Annotated in this window: 20 protein-coding genes; 15 read left to right on the forward strand and 5 right to left on the reverse strand. The window is 35.9% G+C overall.

Going from position 1 to position 17,086, the window contains the following annotated elements:
- Positions 1 to 16: 16 nt before the first annotated feature.
- The 3 genes from recX to J2Z60_RS03795 are packed head-to-tail and all read left to right on the forward strand — an operon-like array spanning position 17 to position 1,916.
- Positions 17 to 832 (forward strand): recombination regulator RecX, encoded by an 816-nt coding sequence (recX, locus tag J2Z60_RS03785; protein ID WP_209686344.1) that lies wholly within the window; start codon positions 17 to 19, stop codon positions 830 to 832.
- A 36-nt stretch (positions 833 to 868) separates the two neighbouring features.
- The gene (locus J2Z60_RS03790) at positions 869 to 1,471 is read left to right on the forward strand and encodes a DUF402 domain-containing protein (RefSeq protein WP_209686345.1); all 603 of its coding nucleotides are present in this window, start codon (positions 869 to 871) and stop codon (positions 1,469 to 1,471) included.
- Positions 1,431 to 1,916, forward strand: coding sequence for a hypothetical protein (locus J2Z60_RS03795; protein ID WP_209686346.1), 486 nt, complete (start codon positions 1,431 to 1,433; stop codon positions 1,914 to 1,916). Before J2Z60_RS03790 ends, J2Z60_RS03795 begins: the two co-directional genes overlap by 41 nt.
- On the opposite strand, the gene J2Z60_RS03800 is transcribed toward J2Z60_RS03795, so the two are convergent.
- Positions 1,917 to 2,378 carry a hypothetical protein gene (locus tag J2Z60_RS03800; protein ID WP_209686347.1) on the reverse strand — a complete coding sequence of 154 codons (462 nt, stop codon included), beginning with the start codon at positions 2,376 to 2,378 and terminating at the stop codon, positions 1,917 to 1,919.
- A 92-nt stretch (positions 2,379 to 2,470) separates the two neighbouring features.
- On the opposite strand from J2Z60_RS03800, the gene J2Z60_RS03805 reads away from it, so the two are divergent.
- A complete protein-coding gene (locus tag J2Z60_RS03805; protein ID WP_209686348.1) occupies positions 2,471 to 3,343 on the forward strand; it encodes a hemolysin family protein in 873 nt (290 codons plus the stop codon).
- A gap of 3 nt (positions 3,344 to 3,346) precedes the next feature.
- Positions 3,347 to 4,915: a peptide chain release factor 3 gene (locus tag J2Z60_RS03810; RefSeq protein WP_209686349.1), complete on the forward strand. Its 1,569-nt coding sequence runs from the start codon at positions 3,347 to 3,349 to the stop codon at positions 4,913 to 4,915.
- Positions 4,916 to 4,966: 51 nt separating this feature from the next.
- Here the strand turns inward: J2Z60_RS03810 and J2Z60_RS03815 are convergent, their stop codons facing one another.
- Positions 4,967 to 5,245: a DUF1827 family protein gene (locus J2Z60_RS03815; RefSeq protein ID WP_209686350.1), complete on the reverse strand. Its 279-nt coding sequence runs from the start codon at positions 5,243 to 5,245 to the stop codon at positions 4,967 to 4,969.
- Between the two features lie 80 nt (positions 5,246 to 5,325).
- Entirely contained in the window at positions 5,326 to 7,491 is a 2,166-nt protein-coding gene (locus tag J2Z60_RS03820) for an ATP-dependent Clp protease ATP-binding subunit (RefSeq protein ID WP_209686351.1), read from the reverse strand.
- A gap of 180 nt (positions 7,492 to 7,671) precedes the next feature.
- Between J2Z60_RS03820 and J2Z60_RS03825 the strand changes: the two genes are divergently transcribed.
- From J2Z60_RS03825 to J2Z60_RS03855, 7 genes are all read left to right on the forward strand, one after another.
- Positions 7,672 to 7,854: a hypothetical protein gene (locus tag J2Z60_RS03825; protein WP_209686352.1), complete on the forward strand. Its 183-nt coding sequence runs from the start codon at positions 7,672 to 7,674 to the stop codon at positions 7,852 to 7,854.
- Positions 7,855 to 7,974: 120 nt separating this feature from the next.
- A complete protein-coding gene (locus J2Z60_RS03830; protein ID WP_209686353.1) occupies positions 7,975 to 8,241 on the forward strand; it encodes a phosphocarrier protein HPr in 267 nt (88 codons plus the stop codon).
- A complete protein-coding gene (gene ptsP / locus J2Z60_RS03835) occupies positions 8,241 to 9,980 on the forward strand; it encodes a phosphoenolpyruvate--protein phosphotransferase (RefSeq protein ID WP_209686354.1) in 1,740 nt (579 codons plus the stop codon). The genes J2Z60_RS03830 and ptsP overlap by 1 nt, the downstream gene beginning before the upstream one ends.
- A 259-nt stretch (positions 9,981 to 10,239) precedes the next feature.
- On the forward strand, positions 10,240 to 10,638 hold the full coding sequence (gene spx, locus J2Z60_RS03840) for a transcriptional regulator Spx (RefSeq protein ID WP_209686355.1): 399 nt from the start codon (positions 10,240 to 10,242) through the stop codon (positions 10,636 to 10,638).
- Between the two features lie 169 nt (positions 10,639 to 10,807).
- The gene (locus J2Z60_RS03845) at positions 10,808 to 11,473 is read left to right on the forward strand and encodes an adaptor protein MecA (protein ID WP_209686356.1); all 666 of its coding nucleotides are present in this window, start codon (positions 10,808 to 10,810) and stop codon (positions 11,471 to 11,473) included.
- A gap of 59 nt (positions 11,474 to 11,532) precedes the next feature.
- Positions 11,533 to 12,393 (forward strand): competence protein CoiA, encoded by an 861-nt coding sequence (locus J2Z60_RS03850; RefSeq protein WP_209686357.1) that lies wholly within the window; start codon positions 11,533 to 11,535, stop codon positions 12,391 to 12,393.
- Between the two features lie 81 nt (positions 12,394 to 12,474).
- The gene (locus tag J2Z60_RS03855) at positions 12,475 to 13,284 is read left to right on the forward strand and encodes an Rpn family recombination-promoting nuclease/putative transposase (RefSeq protein WP_209686358.1); all 810 of its coding nucleotides are present in this window, start codon (positions 12,475 to 12,477) and stop codon (positions 13,282 to 13,284) included.
- A 78-nt stretch (positions 13,285 to 13,362) separates the two neighbouring features.
- Here J2Z60_RS03855 and J2Z60_RS03860 read toward each other — a convergent pair whose 3' ends face one another.
- Positions 13,363 to 13,977, reverse strand: coding sequence for a DsbA family protein (locus J2Z60_RS03860; RefSeq protein WP_209686359.1), 615 nt, complete (start codon positions 13,975 to 13,977; stop codon positions 13,363 to 13,365).
- 80 nt (positions 13,978 to 14,057) lie between these two features.
- Complete coding sequence (locus J2Z60_RS03865; RefSeq protein WP_209686360.1) at positions 14,058 to 14,681, reverse strand: CYTH domain-containing protein; 624 nt, start codon at positions 14,679 to 14,681, stop codon at positions 14,058 to 14,060.
- Positions 14,682 to 14,757: 76 nt separating this feature from the next.
- Between J2Z60_RS03865 and yjbM the strand changes: the two genes are divergently transcribed.
- Genes yjbM through J2Z60_RS03880 form a run of 3 tightly spaced genes read left to right on the forward strand, consistent with a single transcriptional unit; the run spans position 14,758 to position 17,068 of the window.
- Entirely contained in the window at positions 14,758 to 15,384 is a 627-nt protein-coding gene (gene yjbM / locus J2Z60_RS03870; RefSeq protein WP_209686361.1) for a GTP diphosphokinase, read from the forward strand.
- Entirely contained in the window at positions 15,381 to 16,184 is an 804-nt protein-coding gene (locus tag J2Z60_RS03875; RefSeq protein ID WP_209686362.1) for an NAD kinase, read from the forward strand. The genes yjbM and J2Z60_RS03875 overlap by 4 nt, the downstream gene beginning before the upstream one ends.
- Positions 16,184 to 17,068 carry an RluA family pseudouridine synthase gene (locus J2Z60_RS03880; RefSeq protein WP_209686363.1) on the forward strand — a complete coding sequence of 295 codons (885 nt, stop codon included), beginning with the start codon at positions 16,184 to 16,186 and terminating at the stop codon, positions 17,066 to 17,068. Before J2Z60_RS03875 ends, J2Z60_RS03880 begins: the two co-directional genes overlap by 1 nt.
- The last annotated feature ends 18 nt before the right edge of the window (positions 17,069 to 17,086 follow it).

The raw sequence follows: 17,086 nt of genomic DNA on the forward strand, positions 1-17,086 counted from the left end.
GGAAAAGAGAAACTAAATGTCAGTAATTACTAAAGTGACTGCTCAAAAAAGAAAGGGTCACTATAATATCTTTTTAGACGGGCATTTTGCCTTTGGGGTTAATGAGAGAACATTGACTAATTTTAGATTATTTAAAGGCAATAGTTTAAGCGATGAACAAATAATTGAAATAAAAGAATATGAAGCCGATTCTAAAGCAGTTGAGTTAGCAATGAATTATTTAAGTTATCAACCACGTAGTATTTATGATGTATTAGTTTACTTAAAAGATCATCAAATAGGTGATGATGCTGCTCAAAGCGCTGTTAGTCAATTAATTGATTTAGGATACTTAGATGATGCCAAGTTTTCAGAATTATTTATAAAAAATGACCTACAAGTTGGAAAAGATGGCCCCAAGAGCTTATCACACAAGCTGCAGCAAAAAGGCGTATCATCTGAAATTATTGAACAAAAACTTGCCGATATTGAAACTTCAGCCTGGCGAGATGCTGGAATAAGAGTTATTAAATCTCTAAAACACCAAGTAGGTCGGATGTCTGTTAATGAAATCAAACGTAAAGCAAAAATTAAGCTAATGAGTCATGGCTTTACAAATGAGCTTATTGAGATGATAGTTGAAGAGTTAAGCATATCTGAAACTGAAGATGATCAACTTGAAGCCTTAAAGAAGCAGGGGATTAAGGCTTATCGCCGCTATCGTAATCAAGATGATTTCACAAGAAAGCAAAAAGTTCGGCGTTATCTTTTTCAACATGGATTTTCTGGTAGTGAAATTGATAGTTTTTTGAATGGAGAACTTGTTGAGCTTGAGGAACTTAATGATTATTAATAAGCGTTATAATAAAAGTTATGAGAAGGTGATTACTTGACAGTTCCCAAGGAAGGCGACTATATCGCTGTAAAGAGTTATAAGCATAATGGTATGCTGCATCGAGTATGGCGCGATACAATGGTTGTTAAAACTGAACAAAATATTTTAATTGGAGTTAATGATCATACTTTAATCACTGAAAGTAACGGACGCAAGTGGATTAGTCGTGAACCAGCAATTGTTTATTTTCATAACAAATATTGGTTTAATATTATTGTGATGTTACGTCCTGATGGAATTGCTTATTATAGTAATTTAGCGAGCCCGTTTGTTTTAGATCGAGAAGCATTGAAGTATATCGATTATGACCTAGATATTAAAGTATTCCCCGATGGCGAAAGACGATTGCTAGATGTTGAAGAATATGCAATGAATAAGCAACGCTGGCATTATAGTGAAAAAATAGATACGATTTTGCACTATTCTAGTTTAGAATTATTAAAGTGGATTGATAATAAGGTTGGACCTTTTAGTGATAATTTTGCCAAAATATGGTATGAAAGGTACAATCAACTGCGTCCAAAAGAAAAATTTAATTGTTTTAAAGGGAGAGAAAATGAAAAAAGAAAATATTTCAGCAAAAAATGTAATTGGTAAGATTTTTATGCCTAGTCAAATTGATGAGCGAAGAACATTTACGGCTTCTGTTCAAGAAACTGAAAATGATCCTAAGTTCAGAAAGTTTATTGAAAAGAATGGTTATACTAATGATCGTGCAGGTTTACTTGTCTTTGGCGAAGGAACGTTTATGTTTGTATATGGTGTTTTAACAGATGCTAACGTTGCTGCACCTACTGGATTAAGTCGCTACCAATTACCTGCAGCTGAAGTTGCTCAAGTTGAAACAGATGGAATGGGAATTATTTACTTCAGTCAGCCAGTAAACATTACGGTTCCAACCTTCTTAGATCAATTAACTAAGGCAAATGTAACTATTTATGAAAATATGGGCGATAGTGAGACACCTTATATCCTATCCGATCTAAACCTCTCTACAAAAAAACTGACTCAAACTTATTACATTAGAGCCAGTCAAGATTAATTAATGTTGCTGTGGGTCAATTGAAAGATTATCGTATTCTAGGTACGCCCCAATACAAGTGGATATAAGCATCACGAGTAGTGTCCATCCTGTTGAAGTATCAACGATGACCTTCAAAGCTAAGAACTTCCTTACTAGAATTGTGGCAATTATACAGAGAATAAAGTCTAAGACGAAATTGCCAATTAAAAATAGCTTGCGTCGTCTAATACTAAAAAAACGTAAAAGCTGCTTAAAAAAGCTCTGTGGGATCTGCTTAGATATTAGATCCAAGGGGCGCTGAATAGTTGCCTTGATGGCAAACATAATTAAAGCACCTACTAAGGCACCAACTAAGGTACGCCAAAGATTAGACGAATGCCTGACTAAAGCATTGTAGCAGATGCCGACCATGGTTAAACTACAAAGATAAGGGATTAACAATAAGAAAACAAAAACTAGATAAATACGCTCTCTTTTCATAATTTGACCTCATTTCTTGCTTTTTATTTTACCATAGAAAGCATAATGACAGAATTCATGATTAACTACAAAACAGAAAGTGAGAAATAACTATGAGCACTGACCCCAACGCGGGTGATTTATTCAGCAGACTAAAGGCACATTTTCATAATGAAAAGGAGTTAGCTGCACCTGAGCGCTTAGCTCAAGAAATAGATAATTTTTATAAAAATAATCTGATCAATGCCCATGAACATGACATGATGGAAGGAATCGTAAGCTTTCAAACCAAGATGGCAAGGGAAGTAATGGTTCCTAGAACAGACGCCTTTATGGTTGATATTAATCGAGATTTTCAAAAAAATCTTGTTGAAATTTTGAAAAAGCCTTATTCTCGAATCCCTGTCTATGATGGAGAAAGAGATAAGATAGTCGGGGTTATTCACATTAGAACCGTTTTACGTAAGGCTTGGGAGAATGGGTTTGATAAGATTAATTATGAAGATGTAATGTTTGAACCATTATTTGCACCTGAAACTATTAATCTTGGTGAATTGCTAGTTGAAATTCAACAATCACAGCGGCAATTGGTTATTTTGACTGATGAATTTGGTGGAGTTGTCGGAATTGCAACTATTGAAGATATAATTGAAGAGATTGTTGGCGATATTGACGATGAAGCAGATCAAGCTCAAGTTTTATATAAACAAGTTGATCAGCAACACTATATAATCTACGGCAAGATGTTGTTAACGGACTTTAATGAGAAGTTTGGCACTGACTTAGAAATGGAAGATGTCGATACTATTGCTGGATATGTTATTACTAAGCTAGGGCTAATTCCGGCTAAAGGTGAGAAGCTGAATGTGAAACTAGCTAATGGTATGATATTAACGACTCGCAAAATGAAGGGCTCAAGATTACTGACACTTCTTCTTTCTATTCCAGATCAAGACAAAAATATTAATGAGAACAAGGTAGGATAATAAATGACAAAATTAACAGATGAAGTAAATAAACGCCGTACATTTGCCATTATTTCACACCCAGATGCTGGTAAAACTACGATTACTGAACAGATGCTCTTATTCGGAGGCGTAATCCGTAGTGCTGGTACAGTTAAGGCAAGAAAGACGGGACACTATGCTACTAGTGACTGGATGGACATTGAAAAAAAACGTGGTATCTCTGTTACTAGTTCGGTAATGCAGTTTGAATATCAGGGTAAACGAATTAATATCTTAGATACACCTGGCCACCAAGACTTTTCAGAAGATACTTATCGTACTCTGATGGCAGTTGATGCAGCAGTAATGGTAATTGATTCGGCTAAGGGTATTGAGCCACAGACAAAAAAGTTATTTAAAGTTGTTAAAAAACGTGGTATCCCGATCTTTACTTTCATGAATAAGTTGGATCGTGATGGCCGTGAGCCTCTAGACTTAATTGCTGAATTAGAAGATCTACTGGGCATTGAAGGCGTAGCGATGAATTGGCCAATCGGAATGGGTAAGCAATTAAAGGGCTTATATGACATTGCTAATAATCGTGTCGAATTATACCGTAAAGATGGTGACGACCGCTTTATTCCTTTAGATGAAGCCGGTCAGCTATCACCTGACCACCCCTTGGCTCAAGATGGATTATTTGAAAGCACACTAGGTGACATTGACTTGCTTAAAGAGGCAGGTAATCATTTCGATAAAGCTAAGATTCTTAAAGGTGATCAAACTCCTGTCTTTTTTGGATCTGCTTTGACTAACTTTGGAATAGAAACTTTTTTAGATAGCTTTGTTAAGTTGGCACCAGCTCCTCAAAATCATGAGGTTAATGCTGGTGAGAAGCTAGCGGCAGATGATCCTGAGTTTTCAGGTTTTGTCTTTAAGATACAAGCTAATATGAACCCTAACCATCGTGATCGAATTGCCTTTGTTAGAATTGGGTCAGGTGAATTTAAGAAGGGAATTGATGTTACTCTGGCCAGAACTGGTAAGCCAGTGCGCTTGAATGGAGCAACTGAATTTATGTCAAGTGCGCGTGTACAAGTTTCTGAAGCTGTTGCAGGTGACATCGTTGGTTTATATGATACTGGTAACTTCCAAATTGGAGATAGTATCTATGCTGGCAAGAAAAAAATCACCTATCCTGAATTGCCACAATTTACACCAGAAATCTTCATGCGTGTAACAGCCAAAAATGTTATGAAGCAAAAGTCATTCCACAAGGGAATGACCCAACTAGTACAAGAGGGTGCAATTCAACTGTATCGCGGCTATGCAACTGATGATTATATTTTAGGTGCAGTCGGTCAGCTGCAATTTGAAGTCTTTGCTTACAGAATGAAGAATGAATATAATTCTGAAGTAGAGCTTCATAGCTTAGGTAATCGTGTAGCCCGTTGGATTAATCCAGACCAACTTGATTCGAAGATGTCATCTTCACGTAACTTATTAGTTAAGGATCGTGAAGGTGAGCCACTGTTCTTATTTGAGAATGCTTTTGCGGAGAGATGGTTTAAGGATAAGTATCCTGATGTGGAATTAACTTCAAGATTATAATTAGATACAAAAAATACGCTAGAACCCCTAATAAGTTCTAGCGTATTTATATTACTTTGCACAGGTGATAGAGATGATCTTACGACTCTTATCAATTGTAATATCATAAATCTTATCTTCGTGGACTAAACGCTTAATCACGAATTCAACTTCATCTTGACGAATTGCACGCTTGTGATTTTCCATTACAATTTCAATCTTATCGGTAGTTTCACTATAAACTACTGAAATATTACCTAATGAATAAACCTTCACGTACTGACTGTTAGTAGAAGAAAGTTGCTTTTCTACTAGATCCCTGTATGTATTAGTTACATCAATTAAATGCATATTTTCACACCCTTTGCCATCATAGTATCCTCTTCTAGTATACGCTTTTTAATGAGGATAGAATAAAATTAAATTATGAATTATGCATTTTCGCTGATTTTGACTTCATTCCCTTCAGCTGAGGCTAATAACTCCTTAGCTTCTGGATGGTCAAGCTTATAGTCAGCGACTTTATCTTCGATTTGTTCTTGGATTACACGACGAAGTGGTCTAGCGCCCATAGCAGGATCATAGCCTTTATCAACTAAGATCTCTTTGACTTCTGGAGTTACGGTAATATGTAGCCCTTCATCTTTAACCATATTGTTAGTTTCTTTAAGCATTAAGTCGACTATCTTAATTAAGTTGTCTTTGCTTAATGGCTTAAACTCTACAATACCATCTAAACGGTTTAAGAATTCTGGTTTAAAGTATTGACTCATTACACGCTTAAATTGTTCTTGTTTGCTATTTTCAGCGGCAAAGCCGACACTAGCTTCCTTAATACCTTGTCCAGCATTAGAAGTCATGATAATAATAGTATCTTTAAATGATACTGTATGACCTTGTGAGTCTGTTAGGCGACCGTCATCTAAGATTTGTAAGAAGAGGTGGAGAACGTCTGGGTGGGCCTTTTCAATTTCATCGAATAAAATCAAGCTGTATGGATTATGACGAACTCTTTCAGTTAGTTGACCTGCTTCTTCATAACCAACATAACCAGGTGCTGAACCAATAAGTTTTGATACTGAATATTGTTCCATGTATTCACTCATGTCGAAGCGGATCATAGCTTCCTCAGTACCGAAGATTTGTTTAGCGAGTTGTTTAGCAAGTTCAGTTTTACCAACACCAGTTGGTCCAACAAATAAGAAAGAACCAATTGGACGACCGGATTTATTGAAGCCGACACGGTTACGACGAATGGCGCGAGCAACAGTCTTAACTGCCTCATCTTGACCAATGACATTCTTCTCTAAGTCACTAGCCAAGTTCTTTAACTGGGTTTGTTCTTGCTTTTGCAAGTCACCAACAGGGATATTGGTCTTTTCTTCGACAATCTTATTCATTACCTTATCGGTAATCACAGGTATCTTATCAGGATCGACTTTTTGATTCTTTAATTTATCGTATTTATCTATTTGATCGCGATAATAAGCTGCCTTTTCATAGTCTTCATTTTTCAAGGCATCCTGTTTGAGCTTTTCAGCTGCATCTAGTCTTTCCTTAATCTTCTCACTATCTACATAAGGAATAGTTAAATTCATTCTAGATCCTGCTTCATCGAGTAAGTCGATGGCCTTATCAGGTAGGAAGCGGTCTTGTATATAGCGAGACGAAAGTTTGACAGCGGCATTAATTGCGTCATCTGTATAGTGAACATGATGATAGTCTTCATAGCGCCGCTTAATACCTTGTAAGATCTTGATAGTTTCTTCAATAGAAGGCTCTTTAACTTGTACAGGTTGGAAGCGCCTAGCTAAGGCAGAGTCTTTTTCAATATTGCGGTATTCTTTAATTGTAGTAGCACCAATTAATTGGAACTCACCACGAGCAAGAGCTGGCTTGATAATGTTGCCGGCGTCCATTCCGCCTTCGGCATTACCAGCACCAACGATTTCGTGAATTTCGTCGATGAAGAGGATAATGTTGTCGTCTTTTTCTAATTCTTTAATTAGTTGTTCCATTCTTTGCTCAAATTGACCACGAATACCAGTCCCTTGAACCATTGAAACCATATTTAAAGAGATAATACGCTTATTTTGTAATTTAGCTGGGACTGAGCCATCAACGATTTGTTGGGCTAATCCTTCAGCTACGGCGGTTTTACCTACACCAGCTTCACCAATTAATACCGGGTTATTCTTAGTTCTACGGTTTAAGATTTCAATTACACGGGCAATTTCTTTATCACGACCGATAACTGGATCAATTTTGCCTTTCTTAGCTAAATCAGTTAAGTCAGTACCATATTGATCCAGTAATGATGGTCGCTTGCCGCGGCCGCCCCCACGTTGACCACCACCCATGTTCATTCTTTGGTCTTGGTTTTGCCCATTATTTAAATTTTGATTGTTTTGATTAAAGGCATTGAATAAATCATCAAAGTTGCCAAAAAATTCATTATTATTCATATTGTTTTGTCCTTGTAAATTCTGTAGTTCTTGGTAGCATTTCTGGCATAAAGAAACTTCACGGTTACGTCCATTGATATTAGTATATAAATGAATGGAAGCAGGCCGTTCATGACAGTTATCACATAACATTTGGGGACCTCCGTTTCATTTTGTTTGAAATTAAATACTGACATTATTGTAATCTTTAGCACTCTGGCAAGTCAAGTGCTAAGCATCAAAAAAACTTACTTTTCGTAAGAAAAATATTTTTTGCAAAAAAGATAGTTAAATTTGATAATAATAGTAAATAAATTATGCGGGGGTAAAAAAATGGACTATGAACAAGTATTAGACGATTTAGTTAATAAAAAGATAAAAGAGTATAAAGTTGAAGCAAAAGATGCTTTTGAATTTCAAAAGAAATTGCGACAATACGGTAAAAGACAAGACATAACTGGTATCGCACAACGAGGCGGTAGTATAATTTATAAAAGAGTAAATGGTGAAAAATAAATTTTAAATTCAATGAAAACCATTACATTACTGTTGTTTTAATATCAAAAAAATGATAATCTATATAGACGAATGGGGTTGAACTCCAAATTAATTTTGATTTTAAAGGAGATCCAAAAAATGGAAAAACGTGAATTTCATATTATTGCAGAAACTGGTATTCATGCACGTCCAGCAACTTTATTAGTTCAAGCTGCTTCAAAGTTTGGTTCAGACGTTAACTTGGAATACAACGGCAAGTCTGTAAACTTGAAATCAATCATGGGCGTTATGTCTTTAGGTGTTGGTCAAGGTGCTGATGTTGCTATCACTGCTGAAGGTGATGACGAAAAAGAAGCAATCGAAGCTATTGCTGACACTATGACAAAGGAAGGTTTAGCTGAATAATGACGAAAACTTTAAAGGGTATTGCAGCTAGTGACGGCATTGCTGTTGCACCAGCCTACCTTTTGGTAGAACCTGACCTTTCGTTTTCTAAAGATTCAGTTAGCGATGTTGATTCAGAAGTTGCCCGCTTTAAGAAGGCAGTTGAAGAATCAACTAAGGAACTTGAACAAGTTCGTGATAAAGCTAAAGAAAATTTGGGTGAGGATGAAGCACAAGTCTTCGATGCTCACCTTTTATTCTTAAGTGATCCAGAATTTACTGGTGCTATTGAACAAGAAATCAAAGGTCAAAAGATCAATGCCGAAGCTGCTTTAGACGAGACTGCACAAAAGTATATTACTATTTTTGAAGGTATGACTGATAACGCATACATGCAAGAACGTGCTGCTGATGTGCGCGACGTTTCTAAGCGTATTATGGCGCACTTACTTGGTGTAATGCTTCCAGACCCAGCTACTATTGATCATGAAGTAGTTGTGATTGCTCACGACTTAACTCCTAGTGATACCGCTCAACTTAACAAGAAATACGTTAAGGGCTTTATTACTGATATTGGTGGTAGAACTGCTCACTCAGCAATTATGGCTCGTTCATTGGAGATTCCTGCAGTTGTTGGTACTAATACCATTACTGAAGATGTTAAGGCTGGTCAAATGGTTATTGCTGATGGTTTAGATGGTGATGCAATCATTGAACCTACTGAAGACCAAATTAAGGAATACAATGAGAAGGGCGAAGCATTTGCCAAGCAAAAGGCAGAATGGAAGAAGTTAAAGAATGAACCTTCTGTAACTGCCGATGGCAAGCACTTTACTATTGCAGCAAACATTGGTACTCCTAATGATATGCCTGGTGTAAAGGAAAATGGTGCTGAAGCTATTGGTCTTTACAGAACTGAATTCTTATACATGAATTCTTCAGACTTCCCAACAGAAGATGAACAATTTGATGCTTACAAGGAAGTTATTGAAGGTATGAATGGTAAGCAAACTATCATCAGAACCATGGATATCGGTGGTGATAAGCACCTCGATTACTGGGAATTACCTGATGAAATGAACCCATTTTTAGGTGTTCGTGCTATCCGTTTATCTCTTCAAAACAAAGAAATCTTCCGTACTCAATTAAGAGCGCTTCTCCGTGCTTCTGCTTATGGCCCACTTGGAATTATGTTCCCAATGATTGGTACTTTAGGCGAATTACGTAAGGCTAAGAAGGTCTTAGAAGAAGAGAAGACTAGCTTGCAAGAAGCTGGTGTTAAGATTGGTGACGACTTACAAGTTGGTATGATGATCGAAGTTCCTGCTGCTGCAGTACTTGCTGACCAATTTGCTAAGGAAGTAGACTTCTTCTCAATTGGTACCAATGACTTGATTCAATACACTATGGCTGCTGACCGTGGTAATGATAATATTTCTTATCTTTACCAACCATATAACCCATCAGTATTGCGCTTAATTAAGCATACTATTGATGGTGCTCATGAAAATGGCATTTGGGTAGGTATGTGTGGTGAAGCTGCCGGTGATAATGTCATGTTCCCAATTTTACTTTCAATGGGTCTTGATGAATACTCAATGAGTGCAACATCAATCTTACGTATTAGAAGCTTGATGAAGAAGATCAATACTGAAGATATTAAGGAACTAGCTAATGAAGCATGCTACGTTTCTGAAACTTTCGCAGACAATGAAAAGCTTGTCAAAGAAACTTTAAGTAAACTCGGTATTGAAGCTTAATCTTAAATAGAGCCCATACATGTAGTGTCAAACGTTTAACTTATTTGGCGTTATGTGTGGTGCTCTTTTTTTGTATAATTATTAATAGTATTTATGATTTCTTATAAATTAATTTCAAAAATTCACAATTTGTTCATGGTTGCTTGATAAAGTATAGATAGTAAAAAAAGAAAAATATATTGAACTTACATAAAGTAAGGGTATAATATATTATATAGTACTTGTAGTAATCACTACATATAAAAGGAGCTGGATTTCATTGATAAACTTATATACATCACCTAGTTGTACTTCATGCCGTAAGGCAAAGGCTTGGTTAAATAAGCACGATATTCCTTTCAAGGAAAGAAATATTTTTGCAAATCCATTAACAAAAGATGAAATTCTACAGATTCTTAGAATGACTGAAAATGGTACTGAAGAAATCATTTCTACTAGATCCCGCACTTTCCAAGGATTAAATGTTGATTTAGATGACTTATCAATTGATCAACTCTTGGATCTTGTTGAGAAGAACCCTGGTTTACTTCGTCGTCCGATTATTATGGATGATCGTCGCCTCCAAGTAGGTTACAACGAAGATGAAATTAGAAGATTCTTACCAAGAAAGGTTCGTCGCTTAGAATTAGAACAAGCACAGGCCATGATTAATTTATAGTATTAACATAAGACTAGAAATTGTACTATTTGGTGCGATTTCTAGCTTTTTTTATGTAATAATAGTTAAACTTAATACTAAGAACGATTTAATACCAGTTAACCTTTTTGTTTATTTGCATAAATAAGGTACAATAGAGGTAATTATTGAAGACTTCGAGGTGAATAAAGTGCAAGTACATCGTATTAGTAAGAATACTATCCGTGTAACTATGGATGCTGATGAATTGAAAGAACGTGGAATTACTATGTTGGACTTATTAGGTAATAAGAGCCAAATCCAACACTTCTTCTATGATATTTTGAGCGAAGTCGATACGGATCACACTTTTGCAAATAACGACCCAGTAACTTTTCAAGTTATGCCAAGTAGTTCAGGGTTAGAATTATTAATTTCTAAAGTGCCTGATAATCAGGATGAAGATGATAATATGCAACAAGATCAACTACGTCAGCTACTAGAAGGGCTAAGCCAGGATAACTTTGGTGATGGTAATATAGGTGATAGTGACCGAAGAACTGATATTTCAACACAAGAGGTGGTAGATAACCACAGAATCTTTGAAATTAAAAATATCGACTTGGTTATTGGATTAGCTGATAGCTTAAAGGTAGACGGACTGGCTTCTAGTTTATATGTTTTTAGGCATAAGTATTATTTAGATTTAGCTTTCTTAGACCACGGTATAGTTGAATTAACACCAACAGATGCTTGGGCAATTGCTAACGAGTTTGGAACTGGAATGACAGAGAAGAGGTTCCGTAGTATCAAGAATCAAGCTCGCTGCTTAATTATGCAGGACGCATTAGGTAATTTAAGACATTATTTTGGATAAATTTAAAAAGAGCAAGAAAAAAATTGCTCTTTTTTTCGTACTGTATACTGGGTTAAAAAATGTATGCAGCATTATTAAACAAAAAACTAGTTCTTGCAGTCAGCGAGGCAAATCTGATTTATGGAGGTAATAAAAGACTAAACTATGAAAAATATTATTGTCCTAATTGCAATAAGAGGGTAATGTTAGTCATCTCTCAGGAAAAAATGCCGTTTTTTAAACATATTAGTTTTATTAAGGGAACTGGCGAAAAAGAAGAACATCAACATTCTAAACAATTGTTATGTGCTAGTTTAGTGGCTAATGGATTAAAAGCAGAGATGGAGGTTCCACTAGCCGATCAGCAATTAAGGGCTGATGTTTTGGTATATCCTAATCTAGCCTTTGAAGTTCAATGTGCACCACTTAGTGAGAGAGAATTTAAGCATCGTCATTTTCTATATGAAAAAATTGGCATTAAAGATGTCTGGATTGTGGGTAAGCGACACCACCTCAAAAAGAAACTTAAAAAATCACAAAAAATATTTCTAAAATACAGTAAAACCTGGGATTGGTATTATTTAGAAGTTGATGCAAGTAAAGAAACAATCTGTTTAAAATATCAAATTCGCCTGGAGCCATTAATTGATAATATAGTCTGTAAAAGAAAAACTTTTTCATTGAGTGAAGATGGGATAAAGGAATTATTTGCCTTTCGTCCAGATAGTACAATAAAGATTAAAATTAATAGTCAAAAACAGCGCAACTACCTGATTCGCCAACTACGTCAAAAAACTAGCTTTGGCAGGAAAGTTGCTGCTTCAATGTATGAATTGAGTATAACGATTGATGACTTGCCAGCTGAAATCTTTAATCATGTGAGGTTGCCTAAGGAAGAATTGACAATAAATAAATTTTTCAATCATAGATCAAATAAATAAAAACATTTCGCCGTTTTTTGCGTAATTTATGATGAAGGATAAATCCACCTCCTTCCAATAAATTACGAAAGGACGTATCAAATGCTAAGAAGAAGTTATCTAGCCGGTGACTTTAAGCAAGATCTAACACTTGATCCAATCTTTGGTTATGTGATGAGTAAGAAGGAAAATTGCTTGCATCTCTTGCAAATGGCACTACCAGAATTAGACATTCAAGAGATCGTTGACATCTCACCGCAAAAGCCAATTGACCTGAACTTATTCGAAAAGACATCAAGACTAGATGTCTATGCTAAGGACAAGCAAGAACGTGTCTATGATATTGAGATGCAGAACTTGCCAGTTGATTTTTTAACTAGGAGGGCTTGGTATTATCTACGGCAGTTAAATATACCTAAGCCTAGAGAAGATTATGACTACGTTAAGGCATCATATGTGATTTTCTTTTGTATGTTTGATCCCTTTAATGAGGATCGGGCGGCTTACAGATTTGACTTTACTGAGCAAAGAAATCATAATTTAACTATAGAGAATGTAGGACATTTGTTATTCTTTAATGCAAAGGGCAAGGATAGAAGCAATATAACACCGCAGATGGCAGAGTTCTTAGATTATTTAAATGGTCAAGTATCTAAGAAGCCAAGCAAGTATATCATTCAGTTGAATGATGACATTGAAGAATACACGAGTAAACCAGAATGGGGCGAGATTATGAATCAGATTGCTTTGATGAGAGAAGACATTAGAAGAGAAGCCGTAGCAAAGATGATTGAATCTTATCGAAAAAACTTTGAATTAACAGATGAAAAGATTTTACTACTGTTAACTCAAAGCTATGGTGATGACTTTACTAAAGATGAGCTTCAAGAGATGATTGAACAGACTAAATGAGTATAAATCAAAACACCCACTCTGCAGTAGAGATAATGTCTATCGCAGAGTGGGTGTTTATTTATATCTATGTAAAATTTATAGCAAGTGTAATCCGCTAGGATTAAAACAATGCTCAGCATCTGCTGTCACATCTGGTGATAGAGCAGCAGCAATCTTATCTCGAGTAACAGACCCTTCGATCATTACACCGCAATTATCACAATCATAATTAAATACAAAAGTAGTAGGTGTAGTTTCAACTTTTAATTCTTTAACAAGTGATAAGTCCTTATTAATAGAAAGCTGCGTATAGGCGCTTTCCCTTGTTTGTAAGAATTTATCAACTGAGATATTTAGTTTATTTAAAATATCCTCTACTAGTTCAAAAGAATATATTTCTTTATCATCGTTAATTGTCTTTTGTAGTTGCAACAAGAACTTACGCGCTGCTTTGTTGCCTTTGATTAATTTTAAGGCATGGTAGTCTTTCATCGCATTAAATGTATGGGTACTAATGGAATTAAACAAGTCTACATTACAGTTTTCTAGATTACGTGCTTGGATATCACTGCGAATAGTAGTTAAGTTTGCCATTGGAACAAAATGATAAACTACCTTTTTCTTTGATTCATTAATAGCCGAGATAATTTCTCGTTCACTTTTATAACAATTAATTCCGATTGGATTTACAAAAAAAAACACCTCGTACATATTCTTCGCCCTCCTGTATCACTTCAACAATACTGTATCAGAATTATTGAAAAATAGGAAAAAATATGTTTTGTAGATTATTATTTTCTATGAGCAAAGGCGCGTTGAATTTTATTTTGGTTAGTATTATCTTTAGTAGATTTAAATCCAAATTGCTGCTCTAATTCTGCCAAAACTTCCTTAATTAGGGTGGAGTTATCGTTTTCAATTTCTAATTCATAATCTGCCCAGCCATCTTCATATAGGGTGGCATCTAAGGTTAACTCGCATTCCTTGGGACCGCGGATAAGCATTCGATGAGTCTTACTCCAGGTCTTTAATTCTAAATTAGCGGCAATGTTTGGATCGAAGTGTTGGTTGAGGTAGTTGCCGACATCGCCACCGAAACTGAAATGTTCTCCTGCTTGAGCAGCTTCAACCATTTGTTCAGCTTGATCTAGCGAGAGTAGATCGTTAATTTCAACTACTTCATGGTAAGTATCTTGTTTAGGATTTTTATCTTTAGTTTTAAGAGTTTGTTCAGCCTTATCAACATAAATACGGATTCGAACGCTTGATTCATTGTTTGCTAGATCAAGATCAGGAGTATCAAAGTAAAAGTTCTGTTGGTTATAATCAGAGATAGCTGTGAAAGCTTGGCTCATCTTTTCGTAGGTTGCTTGATTTAAAAGAGTTTTAGACTCGATTTCAATATTTTTTGACATAATTTTGTCCTCCTTATAATAGTCTGTCTACATTCTATGTTAGAATAATTTTGTTTGGAACGGAAAGGAAAAATTGATGCAAGATTGGGATTTATTTTTGTGGCCTTATCATCAAGCTGTGTCAGAATTAAAGGTGAAGTTTCGCTCTTTAAGACAGAGTTTTTTGAATAAGGGGGAACATTCACCAATTGAATTTGTCGTTGGACGTGTTAAGACTATTGATTCAATTACAGAAAAAATGCAAAGACGTGTCATTGCACCAGATGTCATAGAAACCGATATGCAGGACATTGCCGGTATTCGAATTATGTGTCAATTTGTTGATGACATTTATAAAGTTGTTGACTTAATCCATCAAAGACAAGATATGCAAGTAGTTGAAGAGCGAGACTATATTCAGAATGCTAAGCCTTCGGGCTATCGTTCTTATCATATGGTAATTGAATATTCTATCTTCCTGCCAGAAGGATCTAAGAAAATAATTGCTGAAATTCAGATTAGAACACTAGCAATGAATTTCTGGGCTACAGTTGAGCATACCTTAAATTATAAATATCAGGGCAAGTATCCAGAAGATATTTCGAAGAGATTAAAGTCTACAGCTGAAGCCGCTTATAAGCTGGATGAAGAAATGTCGTCAATTAAGGATGAAGTTCAAGAAGCACAGAAGATTTTTACTAAGACAAAGGGAAAAGAACAATGAAAGTAGCAATTGTTGCTAATGATCGAGTAGAGACACAAGCCGTAGTTAAAAACTTAGAAAAACTACTAGCAGCTAAGAACCTAGAAATTGATCCTGAAAATCCTGATGTGGTCATCACTGTTGGTGGCGATGGGACGTTACTATCAGGATTTCATAAGTATGTTAATATTATTGACCAGGTGAGGTTCTTAGGAATCCATACAGGTCACTTAGGATTTTATACTGACTGGCGTAACTTTGAAATTAGCAAGTTAGTCGATAACTTGACTAAGAAGCAGCCTTCAACAGCATCTTATCCACTACTAGAATTAATTATTACTACTGGTAAAGGTGAAAAGAAGAAGCTTTTAGCCTTGAATGAAGCAACAATTAAGCGAGTGTCTAAGACGCTTACTGCAGATGTCTATATTAGAGATCAATTCTTTGAAAGCTTTAAAGGAGATGGCCTATGTGTATCTACGCCAACCGGTTCAACAGCTTACAGTAAGTCACTAGGTGGGGCTGTAATTCATCCTCGCTTGAAGGCCTTGCAGATGACTGAAATTGCCTCGATCAATAACCGAGTATTTAGGACTTTGTCATCGCCAATTGTCATTGCACCTGATGAATGGATTACCTTGAAGCCAGAGGCTGATGATCATTATGTAGTAACTTATGATGGCTATGAGTTTAACCATAAGCATATTCAAAAGATTGAATATCGAATCTCACAGCATGTGATTCGTTTTGATAAGTATCAACATACCCATTTTTGGAATAGAGTAGAAGATGCCTTTATTGGTCATGATGAAGAAGTATAATGCATTATTTTAAATTAATATTTACCCATAAGACCCCCCAGAACTTGGGGCGTTTTTTGTTAAAGAGTGGCTTTTCTAAGAGGACTATTACCAATAGTAACCAACACGGTGGGATGATCTTTGTTAACCACAAGCGTCGCTATACTAACTATCTGCTTCATGAAGGGGATGAAGTTGTCTTTATGTTAGGTAAAGAAAAGGAAAACCAATACCTTAAACCTTCAGATAAGCCAATTGATATTGTCTTAGAAGAGCGTGATTACTTAATTGTTAATAAGCCGGCTGGGATTTTGTCAATTCCATCGCGTTATGAAGATGACGATGCTTTAGTTAATCGAACACTGCATTACTTTATCAAGCAGGGGTTAAATGGATCCAAGCCACATGTTGTTACTCGGCTTGATCGCGATACATCTGGCTTGGTCTTAATTGGCAAGAACCCTGTTGCTCAAGCTCGTTTCAGTCGCTTAGGTAAGGATAATTTAATCAAGAAATACCATGCAATTGTTCATGGCAATTTCACTGACGATGAGTTAAGTGGACGGATTAATAAGCCAATCGGTAAGAAAGATGACAGCGTAAAGCGCTATATTATTGCTAGTGGTCAGCAATCAATTACTGATTACCAAGTAGTTGCTCAAAAGTCAGGTTCTGCTTTAGTTGAGTTAAGGCTGCTTACGGGTCGTACACACCAAATTCGTGTACATATGCAATCAATTGGACATCCTCTCTATGGCGATCCTCTTTATGGATTAGTCGATCAATTTAACCGCCAGGCGCTGAATTGTTACTTGCTAGAGTATCAAGATCCTTTTACTAATCAAAATAAAAGAATTTCAATCTCTGATCCAGAAGATATGCTTAATTTATGGAAAAATATCTAAACCTCCATTGACTATTGA

The sequence above is a fragment of the Lactobacillus colini genome (genome assembly GCF_017874575.1).
In the GTDB taxonomy this organism is placed as follows: Bacteria; Bacillota; Bacilli; order Lactobacillales; family Lactobacillaceae; genus Lactobacillus; species Lactobacillus colini.

Coding starts and splice junctions, on each gene's coding strand:
- recX (WP_209686344.1), top strand. CDS start 17: ATGTCAGTAATTACTAAAGTGACTGCTCAAAAAAGAAAGGGTCACTAT.
- J2Z60_RS03795 (WP_209686346.1), top strand. CDS start 1,431: ATGAAAAAAGAAAATATTTCAGCAAAAAATGTAATTGGTAAGATTTTT.
- J2Z60_RS03800 (WP_209686347.1), bottom strand. CDS start 2,378: ATGAAAAGAGAGCGTATTTATCTAGTTTTTGTTTTCTTATTGTTAATC.
- J2Z60_RS03805 (WP_209686348.1), top strand. CDS start 2,471: ATGAGCACTGACCCCAACGCGGGTGATTTATTCAGCAGACTAAAGGCA.
- J2Z60_RS03810 (WP_209686349.1), top strand. CDS start 3,347: ATGACAAAATTAACAGATGAAGTAAATAAACGCCGTACATTTGCCATT.
- J2Z60_RS03815 (WP_209686350.1), bottom strand. CDS start 5,245: ATGCATTTAATTGATGTAACTAATACATACAGGGATCTAGTAGAAAAG.
- J2Z60_RS03820 (WP_209686351.1), bottom strand. CDS start 7,491: ATGTTATGTGATAACTGTCATGAACGGCCTGCTTCCATTCATTTATAT.
- J2Z60_RS03825 (WP_209686352.1), top strand. CDS start 7,672: ATGGACTATGAACAAGTATTAGACGATTTAGTTAATAAAAAGATAAAA.
- J2Z60_RS03830 (WP_209686353.1), top strand. CDS start 7,975: ATGGAAAAACGTGAATTTCATATTATTGCAGAAACTGGTATTCATGCA.
- ptsP (WP_209686354.1), top strand. CDS start 8,241: ATGACGAAAACTTTAAAGGGTATTGCAGCTAGTGACGGCATTGCTGTT.
- J2Z60_RS03850 (WP_209686357.1), top strand. CDS start 11,533: ATGTATGCAGCATTATTAAACAAAAAACTAGTTCTTGCAGTCAGCGAG.
- J2Z60_RS03855 (WP_209686358.1), top strand. CDS start 12,475: ATGCTAAGAAGAAGTTATCTAGCCGGTGACTTTAAGCAAGATCTAACA.
- J2Z60_RS03860 (WP_209686359.1), bottom strand. CDS start 13,977: ATGTACGAGGTGTTTTTTTTTGTAAATCCAATCGGAATTAATTGTTAT.
- J2Z60_RS03865 (WP_209686360.1), bottom strand. CDS start 14,681: ATGTCAAAAAATATTGAAATCGAGTCTAAAACTCTTTTAAATCAAGCA.
- yjbM (WP_209686361.1), top strand. CDS start 14,758: ATGCAAGATTGGGATTTATTTTTGTGGCCTTATCATCAAGCTGTGTCA.
- J2Z60_RS03875 (WP_209686362.1), top strand. CDS start 15,381: ATGAAAGTAGCAATTGTTGCTAATGATCGAGTAGAGACACAAGCCGTA.
- J2Z60_RS03880 (WP_209686363.1), top strand. CDS start 16,184: ATGCATTATTTTAAATTAATATTTACCCATAAGACCCCCCAGAACTTG.